Raw genomic sequence first — 17,263 nt, forward strand, 5'->3', positions numbered from 1 at the left:
GTGGGTTTCCATGCAACGGGGGGCACTTGAAATTGGGGTTTTATTTTTTTGGACGGCACACGTGACAACAGTCAGGTTGTATTCACGCACGGAGGGGCTTCGCAGCCGGGCCGGTTCGTGGTCGAATGGCTGAATGAAATCAGCCATCTCAATCAGTGCCGTCAACAAACAGTTCGGCAGCAAGCGTGCCGTGCAGGACCTGAACCTGGAAATCCCGGAGGGCGCGTTGTACGGCGTCATCGGTCCGAATGGTGCGGGCAAATCCACCACACTCAGGATGATTCTGTCGATCCTGTTTCCTGACTCGGGCAGCATTCGCGTGCTGGGTCACGATTCCGCTTTGAAGGCGAAAGATCAGATCGGCTATCTGCCCGAAGAGCGTGGTGTCTACAAAAAGATGCAGGTGCTTGAGTTCCTTCAGCACATGGGCATCCTGAAAGGCCTTGGCCGCGCCGACGCAAAAGCCAAAGCGCTGAAATGGCTCGACACGGTTGGACTGCCGGATGTGCAAAAAAAGCGCTGCGAAGAACTGTCCAAGGGCATGCAGCAGAAGATCCAGTTCATTTCGGCGGTGATTCACGATCCGGAACTGCTGATCCTCGATGAGCCGTTCAGTGGACTCGATCCGGTCAACATGCGCTTGCTGCGCGAATTGGTGGAAGCGCAGCATCGAAAGGGCACGACCATTCTGTTCTCGACGCATGTGATGCCGCAGGCAGAGGAAATGTGCGATCACATCGTCATGCTGCATCAGGGCCGCAAGGTGCTCGACAACTCGTTGGACGAGATCAAGCGTCAGGAGGTTGTCCGCGAGATTCTGTTTGAGCCGCTGCACGCCGAGTCGGTTGTTCCGGCGCAGTTGGCCGCAGTCCCTGGGATTGACGGTGTCGAAGGCAAGGATCGCAGCTATCGGCTGAAGCTCGTCGAGGGGGCTGATCTGGAACAGACGGTGCAAGCGCTGACTCGCAGTGTGGTGCCGGCGCGGCTTGAGCTGGTGCGGCCGCGACTGGAGGATCTCTTTGTCAGCATTGTGACGGGCAGCGGCCAGACGGAGGAGTCGGTATGAATGTCGGCAAAGTGATCCAGATCGCGTGGCGCGAATTTACGACCACCGTTTTGACCAAAGCGTTCTTGTTTGGTCTGCTGTTCTTGCCATTGATGATGGTGATTGGTATCGCGGTCGTGCCTTGGTTGACCAATCTCAAGTCGCCGCCGGTGACGGGGACGATTGCAATCGTCGATCCGAGTGGCGAACTGTTGTCGCGCCTGACTGAATCGATGTCGCGTGAGGCATTGCTCGCCAAGCGTGAGGCACTGAACCAGCGCCTCGACGAGGTCATGCCGGGTTCGTTCAAAAGTCTGCGGTCGCAGCCTGGCGTCGAAAGCAAATTGCAAGAGGCGCTCGGCGATGTGCCGAATCTGAAATTCCGAGCCATCTCACTGGCGGCGCTCGACGCTGAGAAGGAATTACTGAAGCAACCAAAGCGCGCCGATCAGGACAACGACACCCTGCAAATGATTCTGGTGGTTGACGCCAACGCCGTCACCACGAGTGATGGCAGCACCGCGCTCGGCGGCTACCGCGCGTTCGAGCGCGAGGTGCTGGACAGTCGCTTCAGCAAGGAAGTTCGCGATGGGATGCGGCAGGCCATCGTGGACGCGCGTCTGAGCGCGCGGCAGTTGAATGCTGCTGATATTCGTGCGCTGATGGAAGTGCCGCGGCCGGAGGTCGAAGTGGTGTCGGCCAAGGGCACTGAGAACAAGAATGAAGTGGTACGCATGTTGCTGCCCATTGCATTCATGATGCTGATTTTTATCAGCGTGATGGCGGGCGGCCAGCAACTGATGACCTCGACGATCGAAGAAAAGTCGAGCCGCGTCGTGGAAGTGCTGTTGGCCGCGGTGTCGCCGCTTGAGTTGATGACGGGCAAGATCATCGGTCAGATGGCGGTCGGCGCGCTGATGATGGGGGTTTACGGTGGGCTGTTGTTGATCGGTCTGGCGACATTTTCGTTGGTTGGTCTCATCAGTGTCTCGTCGCTCGTGTATCTGTGCCTGTTCTTCGTGTTGTCGGCCACGACCGTGGCAGCGTTGATGGCCGCAATCGGCGCTGCCGTGAACGAAATCCGCGAAGCGCAATCGCTGCTCACCCCAGTGATGTTGCTACTGATCCTGCCGATGATGCTGATGGGGCCAGTCATGTCTGACCCGAACGGCGGGCTCGCCACCGTAGTCAGTCTGGTGCCGCCAGCATCGCCTTATGTGATGATGATGCGATTGAGTTCGAATGTCCCGCCGCCCGTGTGGCAAATCTTGTTGGCGCTGTTGTTGAACGCAGTTGCGGCCGTGATGGCGGTCTGGTTTGCCGGCAAGGTGTTCCGGATCGGGCTGTTGATGTACGGCAAGCCGCCGAATTTGCTCACGTTGTGGCGTTGGGTACGCATGGCGTGAGCGTACGCGTGAGCGTCGGGGCAGGCTGGTTCAATTCACCAGCAATGTTTTCAGCAAGGTCTTGATCGGCTTGGGCAGGCCCAATGTCGGCAGTTGTGCACGCGATACCCATTGCAGCGGCCCCGGGTCCATCATGGCCGCTGTTGGCAAGACAACAGCCTCCAGCACCTCAGCACGCAACGTGAAGTGCGTGAACTTGTGGCGGAATTGGCTGAACGTCGACGTTGGTCCGATTCGCAATCGGTAATGCGCGTCGCACCACGTGCCGGGGTCGGCGTCGACTGGCAGTTCGGGCAGGCTGTATAGCCCGCCCCAGATCCCACGCTCTGGTCGCCGCTCCAAGATCAGTCCGTGTCCGCCGTCCTTGAGCAACAGCATGCGCGTGTGCCGTTCCGGCACCTGAGCCTTGGCGGTTTTTGCCGGAATGGTGGCAGTCAATCCGAGTTGTCTGGCCTGGCAAATAGATTGGATCGGGCACATCAAACAGGCGGGTTGGCTCTGTGTGCACAGCGTGGCCCCGAAATCCATGATGGCCTGCGTGTAATCCGCTGCGCGATGTGTGGGCAGCGCTGCCTCAGCCAATTGCCAGAGTCGCTGCTCGGCGTGGCGCTGTTCGACAGGTTCGGTGATGCCATGCACGCGGCTCAGCACACGTTTGACATTGCCATCAAGCACCGCAGCAGGTTGGCCAAATGCTTGGCTCAAAATCGCCGCGGCGGTCGAACGCCCAATGCCTGGCAACTTGATCAAGTCAACCAGACTGGCCGGCAGCTGGCCGTGATGCTCGGCAACACAGACCTGCGCGGCGCGGTGCAGATTGCGGGCACGGCTGTAGTAGCCAAGACCTGCCCATTGTGCGAGCACTGCATCAAGCGGTGCGCGCGCCAGATCAGGTAGTTCTGGAAACGCCTGCAGGAAGCGTTCGAAATACGGAATGACGGTGGTGACCTGGGTTTGCTGCAGCATGATTTCTGATAGCCACACCCGGTAGGGCGTGCGTGGATGTTGCCAGGGCAGATCATGGCGCCCATGCACGTCGAACCAGGCTAGCAACGATTCAGCGAACCCACTCATGCCGGCGGTTGCGCGCGGGGCTCCGGTGCAGGCGCCGGCGCTGGTGCTTGCGGTGGCAGTGCGGTGCCGACGGTTTCTTCGAGCGGCTTGCCTTCGATGCTAAGGCGGACCCATTCGCTCATGCCGATGCGGAGGCGGGCCAGTTTGATCTGGCCCTGCAGTACATCAAGCAAGGCCATTGGCGGGTCGAGATGCGCGCGCCAATCCGCCGGCAGGCCGATATCCAGATCGATCGCTTCGCCAAACAACTGACCCACGGCGCGCAGGCGCAACGCGCCATCAAGGTATCCACGCGTTTGCAGCGCGAGCGCGCTTTGCTGGTCAAGGTCGAGCGCATCCATGCCGATCCGCCGACTCAGGTCGCCCGTCTTCAGCGCGCCATCAAACCCGAACTGCTGCAGATGGTTGAAGGCTGCGTTGCCGCTGATCTCGATGTTCGCGATGCCGGGATCCACATTCAGAGCAAACGGGCTCAGCTGCAGGTCGGGCCCGGCTTGGCTCGGCGTCAGCAGCGCGACAATGGGAATGTCCTGCTCTTGCTTCGGTAACCGGACTTGCAGTTCCAGGCGGGACATCTGGCCTGGTTGCAGCCGATCGAGGCTCAGCCCCTTGAGCGACCAGGAATCGTCAGGGCTGCTGCCTTGCCATTGCAACGCGTCGATCTGCAGCGGCGCCGTGAGCTCGGGCCATTGCCAGGGTTGCGCCGGTCCGAGATCGGCCGAATATTGTCTGTCCCACCAGGCACCCAGTGCCGGACCCTGCAAGATCAATGCCTCGACTTGCACACCGCCGAGTTGCAACGTGTCGCCACGGAGCGCCGACCAAGGCAGTTGAATGGACAGCTGGCGAGCCGCCGCGACGGTCGCCTCGCCGTCTTTCAAATTGACATCGCTGAGGCTGAGGCTCAGTTGGGGCCAAAAATCAAAGGTGCCCGGCTTGCTGCTGGTCAGGCTGAGGCCGGTTTCGCGCAGCACGAAGTCTTGCACGAAGCGAGTCAGGCGCTCGGAATCCTCGCGCAGGCGATTGATGGCAAGCAGGGTCAGGGCGAATGCTGGTATCAGCAGCAGCGCCCAAAATCGCAGGCGTGAACGACTCATTCGCTCAACCTGCGCCGCCGCCGAGGTCGGTCGGCAGCAGACCGTCGAGGAACTCTTCGGCATCGAACGTGCGCAGATCAATCAACCCTTCGCCGACGCCGACGAAGCGAATCGGAATTCGAAACTCCCGAGCCAGAGCAAAGATCACGCCGCCCTTGGCGGTGCCATCGAGCTTGGTGACAACGAGACCAGTCAGCCCAACCGTTTGGTGAAACTGCCGAACTTGCGAGACCGCGTTCTGGCCGGTATTGCCGTCCAAAACGAGCAGCGTTTCGTGCGGGGCATCCGGATCCAGCTTGGTCAGCACGCGTTTGACCTTCGCCAGCTCATCCATCAGTCCGCCTTGCGTGTGCAAACGGCCGGCCGTGTCGGCAATCAGGACATCGGCGCCGCGAGCCCGGGCCGCCTGGAGGCCGTCGAAAATCACCGACGCCGAATCGGCGCTACCTGTTTGCGCGATCACTGGAATCTGATTGCGCTCACCCCACACTTTGAGCTGCTCGACCGCTGCGGCGCGAAAGGTGTCGCCCGCGGCGAGCATCACGCTTTGGCCCTCAAGCTTCAGCCAGCGCGCGATTTTGCCAATGCTCGTGGTCTTGCCCGCGCCATTGATCCCTACCACCAACATGACAAACGGCTTCTTGCTGGAATCGATCTGCAGTGGTTTTTCGACCGGACGCAGCAGGCTGAGCAGATGGCCCCGGACGGCGGCCATGAGCGCTGCGGCGTCTGCAAACTCGCGACCTTGCACTTTGGGGCGCAAGCGATTGAGCAGGTCTTCGGTTGCGCCCACGCCGACATCGGCCGTCAGCAGCAGGGTTTCCAACTCGTCGAGCAGGGCGTCGTCGAGCTTCGGATTGCCGGAGAACAAAGCACCCAGGCTTCGGCCCAGCATGCTGCTGCGCAGGCGGTCGCGCCAGTTGCCCTGTTCGAGCGGCGAGGTGTCGACCAATTCGGGCGCGTTGCTGACCTCGGCTGGGGCTGGGTTCGCGATTGGCGCTGCAACTTCGGGCTTCTTCTTGAAAAAACTGAACATGCGTTACTCGAAATCAGGGCGAATCCGCGAAAGCCTTGGCGGGGCAGGGCACCCGGGTCTGGCACGATGCACCGAGGCCAGATCGATCCGGACACTCAGGACTGTGCGGAGATAAGGGCGCAATCGTACACTGCAAGCGATGAATACAAAGCGATCTTCCCACCAGGTCCGGATCATTGCCGGGCACCTCCGCGGCTCCAAACTCCATGTCCTCGACCGGCCTGGTCTTCGGCCAACGGCCGACCGGGCCCGCGAAACGCTGTTCAACTGGCTACAGCCGATGTTGCCTGGCGCGCGTGTGCTGGACGTGTATGCCGGCACGGGCGCCTTGGGCATTGAGGCGCTCTCCCGAGGTGCGGCGCATCTGACACTGGTCGAAACGGATCCCGCCACCGCCCAGGTGCTCCGGGACAACTTACAGCGATTGCACGTGACCGCGACGGTCGAATCGGCGCCGGCACCCGCCGTGCTGAATCGTCTGCCCGGACCATTCGATCTGGTGTTTGTCGATCCGCCGTTTGCCGCCGGGCTCTGGTCGCAGACCCTCGCGGCTTTGGAAGCTTCGGGTACGTTGTCGGGCTCGGCCTGGATTCATGTCGAGGCGCCAGTCGGCACGGAGTATGTGACTCCGGAAACGTGGTCAAAGTGGCGCGAAGGCAGGTTTGGCGCAGTCGGCATCACGCTCTATCGACGCCGCCTGGAATCGCCAATAAGCTAGCCGGCCTTGCAGCGCCAAGGCTCAGCCAGACATACGATTGTTTGAGCGGGGCAGGTTGCGGCAGACATCTCCACCAGACGACGAGCTCGACCATGCGCAAAGCCCTGTCTCCTCATGTTGCCGTGTATCCCGGGACGTTTGACCCGATGACGAACGGCCACATCGATCTCGTCCATCGAGCGTCGCCGATTTTTGAACGCCTGGTTGTTGCGGTGGCCGAGAATCCCGGCAAAGGGCCTTTGTTCACGCTTGCGGAGCGTATTGGTCTCGCGCACGAAGCCCTGGCCAGTGTCGGCAACGTCGAAATCGTCGGATTTGGGAGTCTGTTGGCCGAATTTGTGCGCGAAATCGGTGCCGGCGTGATTCTGCGCGGGCTTCGGGCCGTCAGCGACTTCGAGTACGAATTCCAGCTCGCGAGTATGAATCGCCATCTCATCCCTGAGGCGGAGACTTTGTTTCTGACCCCATCCGAGGCACATAGCTTCATTTCCTCAACCCTGGTCCGCGAAGTCGCCCGTCTTGGCGGCGATGTCAGCGGATTCGTGCATCCGGCCGTGTGTCGAGCCTTGAAACAGCGCTGGCAGCGATAGCCGGTTGGTCGGCACTGCGCTGCTCAACACCGGGCTGCCGGGGCAAGCGGTTGTTTCGGCAAGAAATCGTGGGTGGTTCCGACGTTTTTTTGCAGGCGGACATCCGGGCCCGTGTTTCTAGCTGGAAAACTTGCGACAATTGCGGTACTGAAGTCGAAACCAAACCAACACCGAAAAAAGCGGGGAAGCTCATGAAATCGATGATTCGTAATCTGATGCTGGTGCTGTTCGCGGCGCTGTCTTTGGCTGGCTGCAAAGAAGAAAAAGAAAAGCCAAAGAAGGAGCCGGTGGCGGTCGTGGTGCCGTCCGATCCAAACGATCTGCAAGCCTGGAAGAAGTATTTGACTGGTGTCGTCCAGAACAACATGGGTGGCGTGCGCAGCCGTCCGTTCGTGTATTTCGTGCCGGCGGGCGATGACGATATCAGCAAGGAAGAAGCCCAGCGCCAGTTGGAAACAGTTCAAGACGTGGTGGTGCGCGGCGTGCTGCCGGGCAACATGCTGGCATTTGGCGGTCCTGACAAAGTGAAAGTGTCGAACCTCGTCCTGAACGGCTTCAAGGATGTGCGCCCGAACTCGCTGAAGGGCGTCAAGGTGCTTGTGGTCGGTGCCGCGGCTGACGAACAGGCGATCCGCGATGTGCTGGCGCCAGGCGGCGCGGACTTCATTTTTGTGCCGCTGCCCTGAAGTCCATGAACCAGATGACGCGGCCTGTGCCTGGCACAGGTCGCGTTTTTCTTTTCTGATCCCGCTATGGCCCTGCTGATCAACGAGCGCTGCATCAACTGCGATGTCTGCGAGCCCGCGTGTCCGAATCAGGCCATCAGCATGGGCCCGAGCATCTATGTGATTGCGTTTGACCGCTGCACCGAGTGCGTCGGGCATTTTGATGAGCCGCAATGTGTACTGGTCTGCCCGGTCGAATGCATCGACATCGATCTTGCGCAACCAGAATCTCGCGACACCCTGCTTTTGAAGTATCAGCGTCTGACCCAGGCGGCGACCGACGCATTGACCTTGGAGTCTGTATGAGCCCCATTCGAATCACCTTCGCACGCCTGCTTGGCGGAACTTTGCTGCTTGCCTCGATCACGCCCGCTTGGGCAGCCGAGCGCGCTGCCAATGCGCTGAAGCCCGGCGCCAACGCCATTGCCAGCGCCCACCACTTGGCAACCGATGCCGGGTTCGAGGTGCTGGCGGAAGGTGGCAACGCTTTTGACGCAGCCGTGGCGGTCAGTGCGGCGCTCGCTGTCGTCGAACCGAGCAGTTCAGGTTTGGGTGGGGGCGGTTTCTGGTTGCTGCATCGCGCCAGCGATGGTCGCGACTTGTTCATCGATGGGCGCGAAGTTGCGCCGGCCAAGGTGGATGCGAAGGCCTACCTGGATGCCGAAGGCAATCTGGATCGCGACAAGAGCGTTAATGGCGCGCTCGCGGCCGGAATTCCCGGGCATCCGGCCGCATTGGTGCATTTGGCCGAACAATACGGCCGTCTGCCGCTGAAGCGTTCACTCGCGCCGGCGATTCGCTTGGCCGACCAGGGTTTTGCGTTGGAATCGCGCCTGCAAAGCATGATTGCCATCCGGCGCGATGTGATGCTCCGGTATCCGGCATCGGCGTCCGTTTTCTTGCGCAATGGCAATGTGCCTGAACTCGGCACAATCATTAAACAACCGGATCTGGCCAAGACCTTCAAGCGCCTCGCCAAGCGCGGTGCCAAAGGCTTCTATCAGGGCAAGGTCGCCGAGATGTTGGTCGCCGGCGTGCAGGCGGCGGGCGGCAATTGGCAGCTGTCCGATCTGGCTGATTACCGAGTGAAAGAGCGCGAGCCGCTGCGGTTTCAGTATCGCGACTACCAGATCGTCAGCGCGCCACCGCCGTCCAGCGGTGGCGTGGTCATGGCGACGGTGTTCAACATTCTCGAAGGCTATGACTTCGGCAATCTGAGTAGTGCGGATCAGACGCACTTGCTCGTCGAGTCAATGCGGCGCGCGTATCGCGATCGTAGCTATGTGCTCGGCGATCCGGATTTCGTCGACATGCCGCTGCAACGTCTTACCAGCAAGGATTACGCGGCCGGATTGCGCGCGGCCATTCGTCTCGACAAAGCCACGCCGTCGAGCAGTCTGCCCGAGGGCGCCACCATTCATAGTGGTACTGACACCACGCACTTCTCTGTCATCGACGCCGACGGCAATCTGGTCGCGGCGACGATGAGCGTCAACTTGCCAATGGGCTCCGCTTTTATTCCCTCCGGCACCGGCGTGATCCTCAACAACGAAATGGATGACTTTGCGTTGAAGGCCAATGCCCCGAATGCCTATGGCTTGGTGGGCACCGATGCGAATGCGCCGGCGCCCGGCAAGCGCATGCTGTCGACGATGAGCCCGACGTTTGCATTCGGACCAACGCGCACCGCGGTGATCGGCACGCCGGGGGGCAGCCGCATTGCAACGATGGTGCTGCTTGGTCTGCTTGAATTCATGAACGGCAAGAGCGCAGAGGCGATCGTCAGTCGACCGCGCATTCACCATCAGTATCTGCCTGATGTCATTTCGACCGAGGCCAACGCGCTCAGTCGCGAGGACACCAAGGCGTTGCAAGCGCGTGGTCATACGATCAACGACAGCGAGCGGCCCTGGGGCAACATGCATGTGGTGATCTGGGATCGCACTCAGAATCAGCTCAGCGGCGCAGCCGATCCGCGGAGCCCAGTGGGTAGTGCTCGCGTCGAGCCCGCGCTTTTGGGCAAGCACTGAGCGTAACGATGCCGATCCGACAACTTCCTGAGCAACTGATCAACCAGATCGCGGCGGGCGAGGTCATCGAGCGACCGGCGTCGGTAGTCAAGGAATTGGTCGAGAACGCGATCGACGCCGGTGCAACCCGCATCGAAGTGGAACTGGACGGCGGTGGTGTCAAGCTCGTCCGGATTCGGGACGATGGCGGCGGCATTGCGCCTGACGAACTGCCACTGGCGTTGACTCGGCATGCCACGAGCAAGATCGGTTCGCTTGAAGATCTGGAGTCGGTGCAGAGCATGGGTTTTCGTGGCGAAGCCTTGCCGAGCATTGCGTCAGTGTCGCAGTTCCGCATCATCAGCCGTCGTCGGGACGATGCGCATGCCTCGATGATTGAGGCCGACAATGGACGCTTGTCCGATGTACGTCCGGCCCAGCACCCGCCCGGCACCACGGTGGAAATGCGTGAGCTGTTTTTCAACGTGCCAGCGCGGCGCAAGTTTTTGAAGACCGAGCGGACGGAGCTCTCGCACATCGAAGATCAGTTGCGCGCAATGGCGTTGGCGCGGCCCGAAGTTGGGCTGCACCTGAAACATGCCGGCCGTGACCTGCTGCGGCTCAGTCGTGCGGAGTCCATTGCCGAGCGTGTCGATGCACTCCTGGGCGAATCGTTTCTGGAGCAGAGTCTCAGCATCGAGCATCACGTCGCCGGGCTTAGCCTGCACGGATTTGTCGGGTTGCCCACCGCGGCACGCAGCAGCGCCGATCGGCAGTACTTCTTCGTCAATCGACGGCTCGTCAAGGATCGTGTGATCGCCCATGCGGTCAAGCAGGCGTATGCCGACGTGTTGTTCCACGGTCGTTACCCGACCTTTGTGCTGTTTCTCGATCTCGATCCCACCGCCGTCGACGTGAACGTGCACCCCGCCAAAGCCGAAGTGCGCTTCCGCGAGCAGCGCATGGTGCATGATTTCCTGTTTCGGAGCTTGCATGAGGCGCTGGCACAGACGCGCGCGGGCCAAGTGTCGACGCAAGCCAATACCAGCATGCTGGATCGGTTCGGGCCGGCGCCTGTGCAGAGTCAGCTGCGCGTCCAGGATTCTCTGCAAGGCTTTGCGGCACTTTATGGTGAGCGTGCCCCGGCGGCGCTTTTGACCAACGCGCCGGGCATCAGCGCTGATCGCCGGCAGTTCGACTCGTTGTTTTCGGCCGAACCCCATTCGGCGCCTGCGGCGATCCCATTGCCAGTGGGGTCGGCGCACGATGTATCAACGCCGGTCGCCGAGCCCGACGTGCCACCGCTTGGTTACGCATTGGGGCAGTTGCATGGCGTGTATCTGCTGGCACAAAACACGCATGGTCTGGTGTTGGTCGACATCCATGCCGCCCATGAGCGGATCACCTACGAGCGCATGAAATCCGAGCGTGCCTGCGGCACGCTACCGGCGCAGCAGCTGCTGGTGCCGATTGCGTTGACGCTCAGTTCGCGCGACGTCGATGCCGCCGAACAGCATGCCGACGAATTGCTGCAGTTGGGCATCGAGATCAGCCGCACGGGTATTGATCGACTGGTGATCAAGCGGATCCCGCTCGCGTTGGCCGAGGCGAATGTGGAAGCGCTGCTCCGCGATGTGCTGGCAGAGTATGTCGAGCATGAAAAATCGCGCAAGCTGGAAGAGTTTCAGAACGAGTTGTTGGCGACCATGGCCTGTCACGCCGCCATCCGTGCCAATCGGCGCTTGAGTATCCCCGAACTCAACGCCATTCTCAGACAAATGGAAGCGACCGAACGTTCGGGCCAATGCAATCACGGACGGCCGACCTGGGTGCAGCTCAGTATGCAGGACCTGGATCGTTTGTTTCTGCGCGGACGCTGAATTGCTGGAACTTCGCGCACCGGGCCAAAAACGCGAGCCAGCGCACAGTCCGGAATTGAATCGAAATTTGTAATCACCGCAGTACAGGAGACCGACATGAACCAGCTTCACGCCATTCGAGACCATCGTTCGCTGCGAATCCGGCATTGGTTGGTGGCTTGGTTCTGTGTGATGTTGGCGGCGTGTGCGACCACTTCGGGCCCGAACTCCTCAAGCCGTGTGGTCGACAAAGCGCCGACGCCGCCAACGCCTGAGCATCAGGCCGACATCGAAACGTGGCGAGCGGCGCGCGTGGCGCGGCTGACAGCACCGGATGGCTGGCTCAGTCTCGTCGGCTTGCATTGGCTGACGGATGGCGAACAGACTGCCGGTTCTGGCGCCGACAATGCCATCCGGCTGGCCAGTGGTCCGGCGCGGCTCGGTGTATTCAAGGTCACGCAACAGCAAGTGTGGTTCAACGCCGATCGCGGCCCGCAGGTATTCGTCAAGTACGGGGCACGCATGGAGCAGGACGCCGCGGGGCGCATCTGGCATCTGCTGAGTGACGACGCTGCGGCCAAACCTACGGTGATTCGTTCCGAGCCGCTGACGGTGTACCTGATCATGCGCGGCGGTAAGCCGGCGTTGCGCGTCAAGGATCCAAACGCGCCGACCCGTGCTGGTTTTAAAGGAATCGACTACTTTCCGATTGATGCTGACTTTAAAGTGCAGGCACGATTTGTGCCTCACGCGGAACCAACTTATTTCGACATTCAAACGGTGCTCGGTACCATCGACAAAATGCAGACGCCAGGCGTTTTGTACTTCACGATTGCGGGCAAGGAATACAGTTTGCATCCGGTGCTGGAAGAGGGCAGCGCAGATTGGTTCTTCATCTTTGCCGACCGCACCAATGGTCGCGAGACTTATGGTCCGGGTCGCTTCTTGTACGCGCCGCCCGCGGTCAATGGCGTTACCACCATCGACTTCAATCGGTCTTACAACCCGCCCTGCGCGTTTTCGGCTTACTCAACGTGTCCGCTGCCACCGCCCGAGAATCGGCTGAATCTGCGCGTGACGGCGGGCGAGAAAAAGTATCGCGGTCCGGGCGGTCACGAAGGAATGTAGGTCAGCGCGCGGTCCGCGGAAGGGTGGCGCGGACAAGTCTGGCGCAACAGCGTAGAGCGTTGCGATGCACTGCGTGGCCTGGATGCCCATGACGCAGTCGTAGCCTGGTGCAGCGCTTGCCTTTTGTATGGAGCGAGCGAACATTCGTGGCGTGCCACGGGCCGCGACAGCGTCTGATTACGGTGATTACATGCCGGAGGGCGACTCGCTTTGAGCGTTGCGATCAACCGGCCGGGACGCGCTGGAAGCGGCAATTTGCCTGCCTGAACGAATCCCTTTGATAGTGCGAATATTCTACGGCGAGCGCCTAATGTGCACCTTGCCGACGCATCTTGCGTGCAAGATGCATTCCCAAAAATCGTTGAGGAGGGTACATGAGCAAGTTCAAATCGAAAGGCAAAGCTAAGTCTGCGCCGGCTGCTGAAGCAGTCAGCGACAAGGCACAGAATCTCGTCGAGTCCGCCCAGCAGATCTGGATGGCCGGCATGGGCGCGTTTTCGCGTGCGCAGGAACAGGGCACCAAGCTGTTCGAAGCGCTGGTGAAGGAAGGCGTGTCGCTGGAACAGAAGACCCGCAAGTTTGCGACCGGTAAGGTCGACAACGTGCGTGATGTGGTCGAGAACAAGGTTGAGCAGGTCAAGGAACGTGCGACCGATTCCTGGGAAAAGCTGGAAGGCATTTTCGAGACCCGCGTGTCGCGCGTGTTGGGCAAGCTCGGTGTTCCGGGTCGCGCTGAAATGGAAGCGCTGATCGCCCGCGTCGAAGAGCTGAACAAGGCCGTCCACAAGATGAACAAGCCGCAGGCTGCCACCAGCAAGCGCAGCACCAAGGCTGCCGCCGCAGCGGTCGTCGAAGCGGTGGCCGAAGCGGCCGCCGAAGCGCCGAAAGCAGTCAAGCGCACCGCCAAGCGTGCGGTCAGCAAAGCCAAGAAGGCCCTTGCTTAATCGATCTTGATCATCACAACAACGTCAGTATCTGGCCGCAAGGCTACGATCTTTAGCCCGCCCGTCGAACAACACCGCGAGATCCCTCCCCTCCGGTCGACTGGCGGGCTTCTCTTTGTCTGAGAGGCGTCCGCTGCACATCGGTCCCAAGGTGTTTCTGGTGCCAACGTATATCGTGCGGTTAGGCAGGATGTAAATCAGTCCATCTTGGACTTTCAGACCCGCATTGACCCTGACCTTGTTCAGATTCTCCTTGGATGTCGCGTCGCCGGGGTAGTGTGACCCGCGATCGGACGCTCGCCGCGTGATCAGTGCGGTGCAAAAAAGATTTTCGTAATCCTTCACGAAACGTTTGCAAGGGATCGCCCCCGCATTGATTTCCGCCATTGCAATCGGTCTGAGGACTGATTTGCAACGCATTTCGCCGTGTCCGAGGCGCTACATAAGCGCTCTGCCGCGCCGCAAAAAGACTTTCAGAATTTGTGTCGCTATAAAACCGGGCGCTCGGCGTTTGGGTGGCAGTGCTTGGTCTTCGTACTGGCCTCTGCCCGAGCGTCAGCGACAGCGATAGAAGCTGTCCGCCCGAATCGCACCACACGTGCTTCTGCGTCGCGTGACGCAATGAGCCATGGTTGCGCAATCGGGTAGCGAAACAATAAGCGGCACCAACACAAAGGGCGTTGCCGAACGTATCGGCAGCGATAACGAGAATCGTACTTGGAGGAGTTCGTTGCACATGCATTATTCATCCCGCCGTTCCGTTCTGACGACCGCTCTGGCCATCGGCCTGTTTTCAACCAGCGTGTTGGCCAACCCGTTGGCGCAAAGCCGCAACACGCTCACCGAGCAAGAAGGTCTGGGCGATGACATCATGTTGTCGGCACCAGATATGGCCAAGATCAAAACAGAGGACGGCAAGACGGTCGGCGGTCCCTATCGTTACGGTGTGCAGGTTCCCGTCAATCTCAGTTCAACCAACGGGCAATGGCGCAACTTGGGCAAAGGCCGCATGCGCTGGACGATGACGTTGGTGTCGCCGGCCGCGACCTCGCTCGACTTCCATTTCTCGCAGCTCAGCCTGCCAGAGAGCGCCACGCTTCGCATCCTCGGGACGGGTAAGGGGAACGCCCGCACCATTCAGTCCGCCGAAACGACTGGCGGTGAATTCTGGACACCCTACGTGGCTGGCGAGCGAGCCACGCTGCAGATCGATGTTGATGCCGCCCAACAGAGCGCGGTCATTGCCGAACTGGCCAGCGCGACGCACGGCTACCGCGGGCTCTTTGATCAGGATCAGGCCAAGTCAGGCTCCTGCAACGTCGATACGATCTGCCCAGCGGGCGACGCATGGCGCGATCAGATCGATTCGGTCGGCCACTACACATTCAGCTCGGGCGGCAGCTCGTATGTGTGTACGGGTAGCCTGATCGGTAACACGAGTCTGAACAGCACGCCCTATTTCTTGACCGCCAATCACTGCGTGAGCACGCAGACCGTGGCCAGCACCATCGTCGTGTACTGGAACTACCAGAGTTCGACCTGCCGGACGCCGGGTTCGTCGTCCAGTGGTACGCCGCTGTCGCGTTCAATCGCGACGCACTCGCAGTCTGGCACGACGCTGACGGCAACGAATGCCGCCAGCGACTTCGCCTTGCTGCGCTTGAACAGCAACGTACCGGCGGGTGCCAATCCGTACTTCTCGGGTTGGGACGCGACCGGTGCCATTCCAAGTTCGGCAGTGGGAATTCATCATCCAGCTGGTCACGAAAAGCGTATTGCGGTCGAGAACAATGCGCTGACTGTTTCTGGTTACAGCGGCGCGGCCGGAACGTCACACTGGCGCGTGAATGATTGGGACCAAGGCACGACTGAAGGCGGTTCGTCGGGTTCTGGCCTCTGGGACCAGAACAAGCGCCTGGTCGGCCAGTTGCACGGCGGGTCGGCCGCGTGCGGCAACAATCTCTCTGACTACTATGGTCGGTTATCGGTGTCCTGGACGGGTGGCGGCACCAATGCCACGCGTCTGTCGAACTGGTTGAGCCCGAGTGGTGCCACGACCTTGAACGGCTATCGCCCCGGTACTTCGGGCAACGTCGCGCCGACCGCAAACTTCAGCGTTACGACTAGTGGTCTGACCGCCAACTTCACGGATTCCTCCACGGATAGCGACGGCTCGATTGCGTCGCGTTCGTGGAACTTTGGTGATGGCACGACGAGCACGGCGACGAACCCGAGCAAGACTTATAGTGCCGCTGGCACGTACAGTGTGTCGCTGACGGTGACCGACAATGGTGGTTTGACGAACACGCGCACGCAATCGGTAACAGTCAGCACAACGGGCGGACGTCAGACGTACACCAACACCACGGACTACACGATCAGCGACAACACGACGGTCAATAGCCCGATCACCGTGTCTGGTCGCACCGGCAATGCGCCGAACAACGCGTCGGTGACGGTCGCGATCGTGCATACCTACCAGGGCGACCTGAAAGTGGATCTGGTGGCACCCGATGGCACGCTGTACAACATCCACAACCGCACCGGTGGTGGCACGGACAACATCAACAAGACCGTGACGCTGAACGTGTCGTCCGAAGTGCTGAACGGCACTTGGAACCTGCGCGTCAACGACAACGCGGGTGGTGACGTGGGCTACATCAACTCTTGGTCGGTGAACTTCTGATTGGTGCGATCGGCCGCAGACGAATGCGGTCGTCCACTCGTGACAGAAAAAGCAGGCTGTGGCGACACAGCCTGCTCTTTTTTTTGCCCCGAATCTGGGTGTTGGCAGCACGAATTCGAGCGTTCCGGGCTTTGAGATTGAGCTCGGGCGTGTTCCGGAATGAGCGCGCGTTAGATGGTCGGGGATGAATGCGGCTGCCACACCCGGCGTCCGTACGGCTCGAACCGCTCCCTGTTTCGGCAGCCGGTTGCGTCTTCCGGTGCCTATTGTGTTTTAGCAGATGAGGAATATGATGACCATCATATGAAGAAGCAAACGCCAAGCGCCAAGAATGCTACCCACGACCGGATCGTCGACGCCGCCGCTCGGGCAATCCGGCGTAGCGGTTACCATGGGACCGGTGTTGCAGACATCATGAAGGACGCCGGGCTCACGCATGGCGGCTTTTACGCGCACTTTGCCTCGCGTGAAGCCATGCTGGTCGAAGCCGCGGATCGGGCAGGTTCGGAAGCAGTGGCGCTAATGACCGAGATCGCGAACGCCTCGCCACCGCAACACGCACTGCGGGAGATGCTGCAGGCCTATCTGTCGGATGCTCACGTCGAGAATATCGAGACGGGCTGTGCGATTGCCGCGCTTGGCTCGGAAATGCCACGCCAGGCGTCCGAAGTACGACGGGCCGCGACCCGGCGCATCAAGGAGATGATCGACCTGTTTACGCGCCAGATGCCGGACTGGGGCAAGCCATCTGCGCATGAGCGGGCGCTGGCGACAGCAGCCACCTTGGTCGGCGCGCTCGTGCTGGCGCGTGCCGTGGATGACCCAGCACTATCTGAAGCCCTGCGCGATGCTGCGCTGAACCACCTGTTGCCACCCCATCCCTAACGCCCAGTGAGCTGGAGCGGACGTCGTTTCGCCCACAAATATGATGAGCATCATATCCACT

Annotated in this window: 15 protein-coding genes; 12 read left to right on the top strand and 3 right to left on the bottom strand. The window is 60.6% G+C overall.

Annotated elements, in window-relative coordinates; genetic code table 11:
• Positions 1 to 133 precede the first annotated feature (133 nt).
• The gene (locus tag C7S18_RS03435) at positions 134 to 1,066 is read left to right on the top strand and encodes an ABC transporter ATP-binding protein (RefSeq protein WP_106890226.1); all 933 of its coding nucleotides are present in this window, start codon (positions 134 to 136) and stop codon (positions 1,064 to 1,066) included.
• Complete coding sequence (locus C7S18_RS03440) at positions 1,063 to 2,451, top strand: ABC transporter permease (protein ID WP_106890227.1); 1,389 nt, start codon at positions 1,063 to 1,065, stop codon at positions 2,449 to 2,451. Before C7S18_RS03435 ends, C7S18_RS03440 begins: the two co-directional genes overlap by 4 nt.
• A gap of 30 nt (positions 2,452 to 2,481) precedes the next feature.
• On the opposite strand, the gene mutY is transcribed toward C7S18_RS03440, so the two are convergent.
• From mutY to ftsY, 3 genes are read right to left on the bottom strand one after another with little or no spacing between them, the layout of a single operon-like run.
• A complete protein-coding gene (gene mutY, locus C7S18_RS03445) occupies positions 2,482 to 3,525 on the bottom strand; it encodes an A/G-specific adenine glycosylase (protein ID WP_106890228.1) in 1,044 nt (347 codons plus the stop codon).
• A complete protein-coding gene (locus C7S18_RS03450) occupies positions 3,522 to 4,622 on the bottom strand; it encodes an AsmA family protein (RefSeq protein ID WP_106890229.1) in 1,101 nt (366 codons plus the stop codon). Before C7S18_RS03450 ends, mutY begins: the two co-directional genes overlap by 4 nt.
• Before the next feature lie 4 nt (positions 4,623 to 4,626).
• A complete protein-coding gene (gene ftsY, locus C7S18_RS03455; RefSeq protein ID WP_106890230.1) occupies positions 4,627 to 5,658 on the bottom strand; it encodes a signal recognition particle-docking protein FtsY in 1,032 nt (343 codons plus the stop codon).
• Positions 5,659 to 5,797: 139 nt separating this feature from the next.
• Between ftsY and rsmD the strand changes: the two genes are divergently transcribed.
• The 10 genes from rsmD (at position 5,798) to C7S18_RS03510 (ending at position 17,202) form a co-directional block, all read left to right on the top strand.
• Positions 5,798 to 6,376 carry a 16S rRNA (guanine(966)-N(2))-methyltransferase RsmD gene (gene rsmD, locus C7S18_RS03460; protein ID WP_106890231.1) on the top strand — a complete coding sequence of 193 codons (579 nt, stop codon included), beginning with the start codon at positions 5,798 to 5,800 and terminating at the stop codon, positions 6,374 to 6,376.
• Between the two features lie 92 nt (positions 6,377 to 6,468).
• Complete coding sequence (gene coaD / locus C7S18_RS03465; protein ID WP_106890232.1) at positions 6,469 to 6,966, top strand: pantetheine-phosphate adenylyltransferase; 498 nt, start codon at positions 6,469 to 6,471, stop codon at positions 6,964 to 6,966.
• Positions 6,933 to 7,652: a hypothetical protein gene (locus C7S18_RS03470; RefSeq protein WP_106890233.1), complete on the top strand. Its 720-nt coding sequence runs from the start codon at positions 6,933 to 6,935 to the stop codon at positions 7,650 to 7,652. Before coaD ends, C7S18_RS03470 begins: the two co-directional genes overlap by 34 nt.
• A gap of 66 nt (positions 7,653 to 7,718) precedes the next feature.
• Entirely contained in the window at positions 7,719 to 7,997 is a 279-nt protein-coding gene (locus C7S18_RS03475; RefSeq protein WP_106890234.1) for a YfhL family 4Fe-4S dicluster ferredoxin, read from the top strand.
• Entirely contained in the window at positions 7,994 to 9,721 is a 1,728-nt protein-coding gene (gene ggt, locus C7S18_RS03480) for a gamma-glutamyltransferase (RefSeq protein WP_106890235.1), read from the top strand. The genes C7S18_RS03475 and ggt overlap by 4 nt, the downstream gene beginning before the upstream one ends.
• An 8-nt stretch (positions 9,722 to 9,729) precedes the next feature.
• On the top strand, positions 9,730 to 11,580 hold the full coding sequence (gene mutL / locus C7S18_RS03485; protein ID WP_106890236.1) for a DNA mismatch repair endonuclease MutL: 1,851 nt from the start codon (positions 9,730 to 9,732) through the stop codon (positions 11,578 to 11,580).
• 96 nt (positions 11,581 to 11,676) lie between these two features.
• Positions 11,677 to 12,687 carry a DUF1684 domain-containing protein gene (locus C7S18_RS03490; protein WP_240623976.1) on the top strand — a complete coding sequence of 337 codons (1,011 nt, stop codon included), beginning with the start codon at positions 11,677 to 11,679 and terminating at the stop codon, positions 12,685 to 12,687.
• A gap of 374 nt (positions 12,688 to 13,061) precedes the next feature.
• Complete coding sequence (locus C7S18_RS03495; protein ID WP_106890237.1) at positions 13,062 to 13,631, top strand: phasin family protein; 570 nt, start codon at positions 13,062 to 13,064, stop codon at positions 13,629 to 13,631.
• Between the two features lie 736 nt (positions 13,632 to 14,367).
• On the top strand, positions 14,368 to 16,317 hold the full coding sequence (locus C7S18_RS03505; protein WP_170113082.1) for a proprotein convertase P-domain-containing protein: 1,950 nt from the start codon (positions 14,368 to 14,370) through the stop codon (positions 16,315 to 16,317).
• A gap of 303 nt (positions 16,318 to 16,620) precedes the next feature.
• Positions 16,621 to 17,202, top strand: coding sequence for a TetR/AcrR family transcriptional regulator (locus C7S18_RS03510; protein WP_106890240.1), 582 nt, complete (start codon positions 16,621 to 16,623; stop codon positions 17,200 to 17,202).
• The last annotated feature ends 61 nt before the right edge of the window (positions 17,203 to 17,263 follow it).

The organism is Ahniella affigens (assembly GCF_003015185.1).
Classification (GTDB): domain Bacteria; phylum Pseudomonadota; class Gammaproteobacteria; order Xanthomonadales; family Ahniellaceae; genus Ahniella; species Ahniella affigens.

What these genes read in the sequence shown, in the direction of transcription:
- C7S18_RS03435 (WP_106890226.1), top strand. Translation starts at nt 134, where the DNA reads ATGAAATCAGCCATCTCAATCAGTGCCGTCAACAAACAGTTCGGCAGC.
- C7S18_RS03440 (WP_106890227.1), top strand. Translation starts at nt 1,063, where the DNA reads ATGAATGTCGGCAAAGTGATCCAGATCGCGTGGCGCGAATTTACGACC.
- mutY (WP_106890228.1), bottom strand. Translation starts at nt 3,525, where the DNA reads ATGAGTGGGTTCGCTGAATCGTTGCTAGCCTGGTTCGACGTGCATGGG.
- C7S18_RS03450 (WP_106890229.1), bottom strand. Translation starts at nt 4,622, where the DNA reads ATGAGTCGTTCACGCCTGCGATTTTGGGCGCTGCTGCTGATACCAGCA.
- ftsY (WP_106890230.1), bottom strand. Translation starts at nt 5,658, where the DNA reads ATGTTCAGTTTTTTCAAGAAGAAGCCCGAAGTTGCAGCGCCAATCGCG.
- rsmD (WP_106890231.1), top strand. Translation starts at nt 5,798, where the DNA reads ATGAATACAAAGCGATCTTCCCACCAGGTCCGGATCATTGCCGGGCAC.
- coaD (WP_106890232.1), top strand. Translation starts at nt 6,469, where the DNA reads ATGCGCAAAGCCCTGTCTCCTCATGTTGCCGTGTATCCCGGGACGTTT.
- C7S18_RS03475 (WP_106890234.1), top strand. Translation starts at nt 7,719, where the DNA reads ATGGCCCTGCTGATCAACGAGCGCTGCATCAACTGCGATGTCTGCGAG.
- ggt (WP_106890235.1), top strand. Translation starts at nt 7,994, where the DNA reads ATGAGCCCCATTCGAATCACCTTCGCACGCCTGCTTGGCGGAACTTTG.
- mutL (WP_106890236.1), top strand. Translation starts at nt 9,730, where the DNA reads ATGCCGATCCGACAACTTCCTGAGCAACTGATCAACCAGATCGCGGCG.
- C7S18_RS03490 (WP_240623976.1), top strand. Translation starts at nt 11,677, where the DNA reads ATGAACCAGCTTCACGCCATTCGAGACCATCGTTCGCTGCGAATCCGG.
- C7S18_RS03495 (WP_106890237.1), top strand. Translation starts at nt 13,062, where the DNA reads ATGAGCAAGTTCAAATCGAAAGGCAAAGCTAAGTCTGCGCCGGCTGCT.
- C7S18_RS03505 (WP_170113082.1), top strand. Translation starts at nt 14,368, where the DNA reads ATGCATTATTCATCCCGCCGTTCCGTTCTGACGACCGCTCTGGCCATC.
- C7S18_RS03510 (WP_106890240.1), top strand. Translation starts at nt 16,621, where the DNA reads ATGAAGAAGCAAACGCCAAGCGCCAAGAATGCTACCCACGACCGGATC.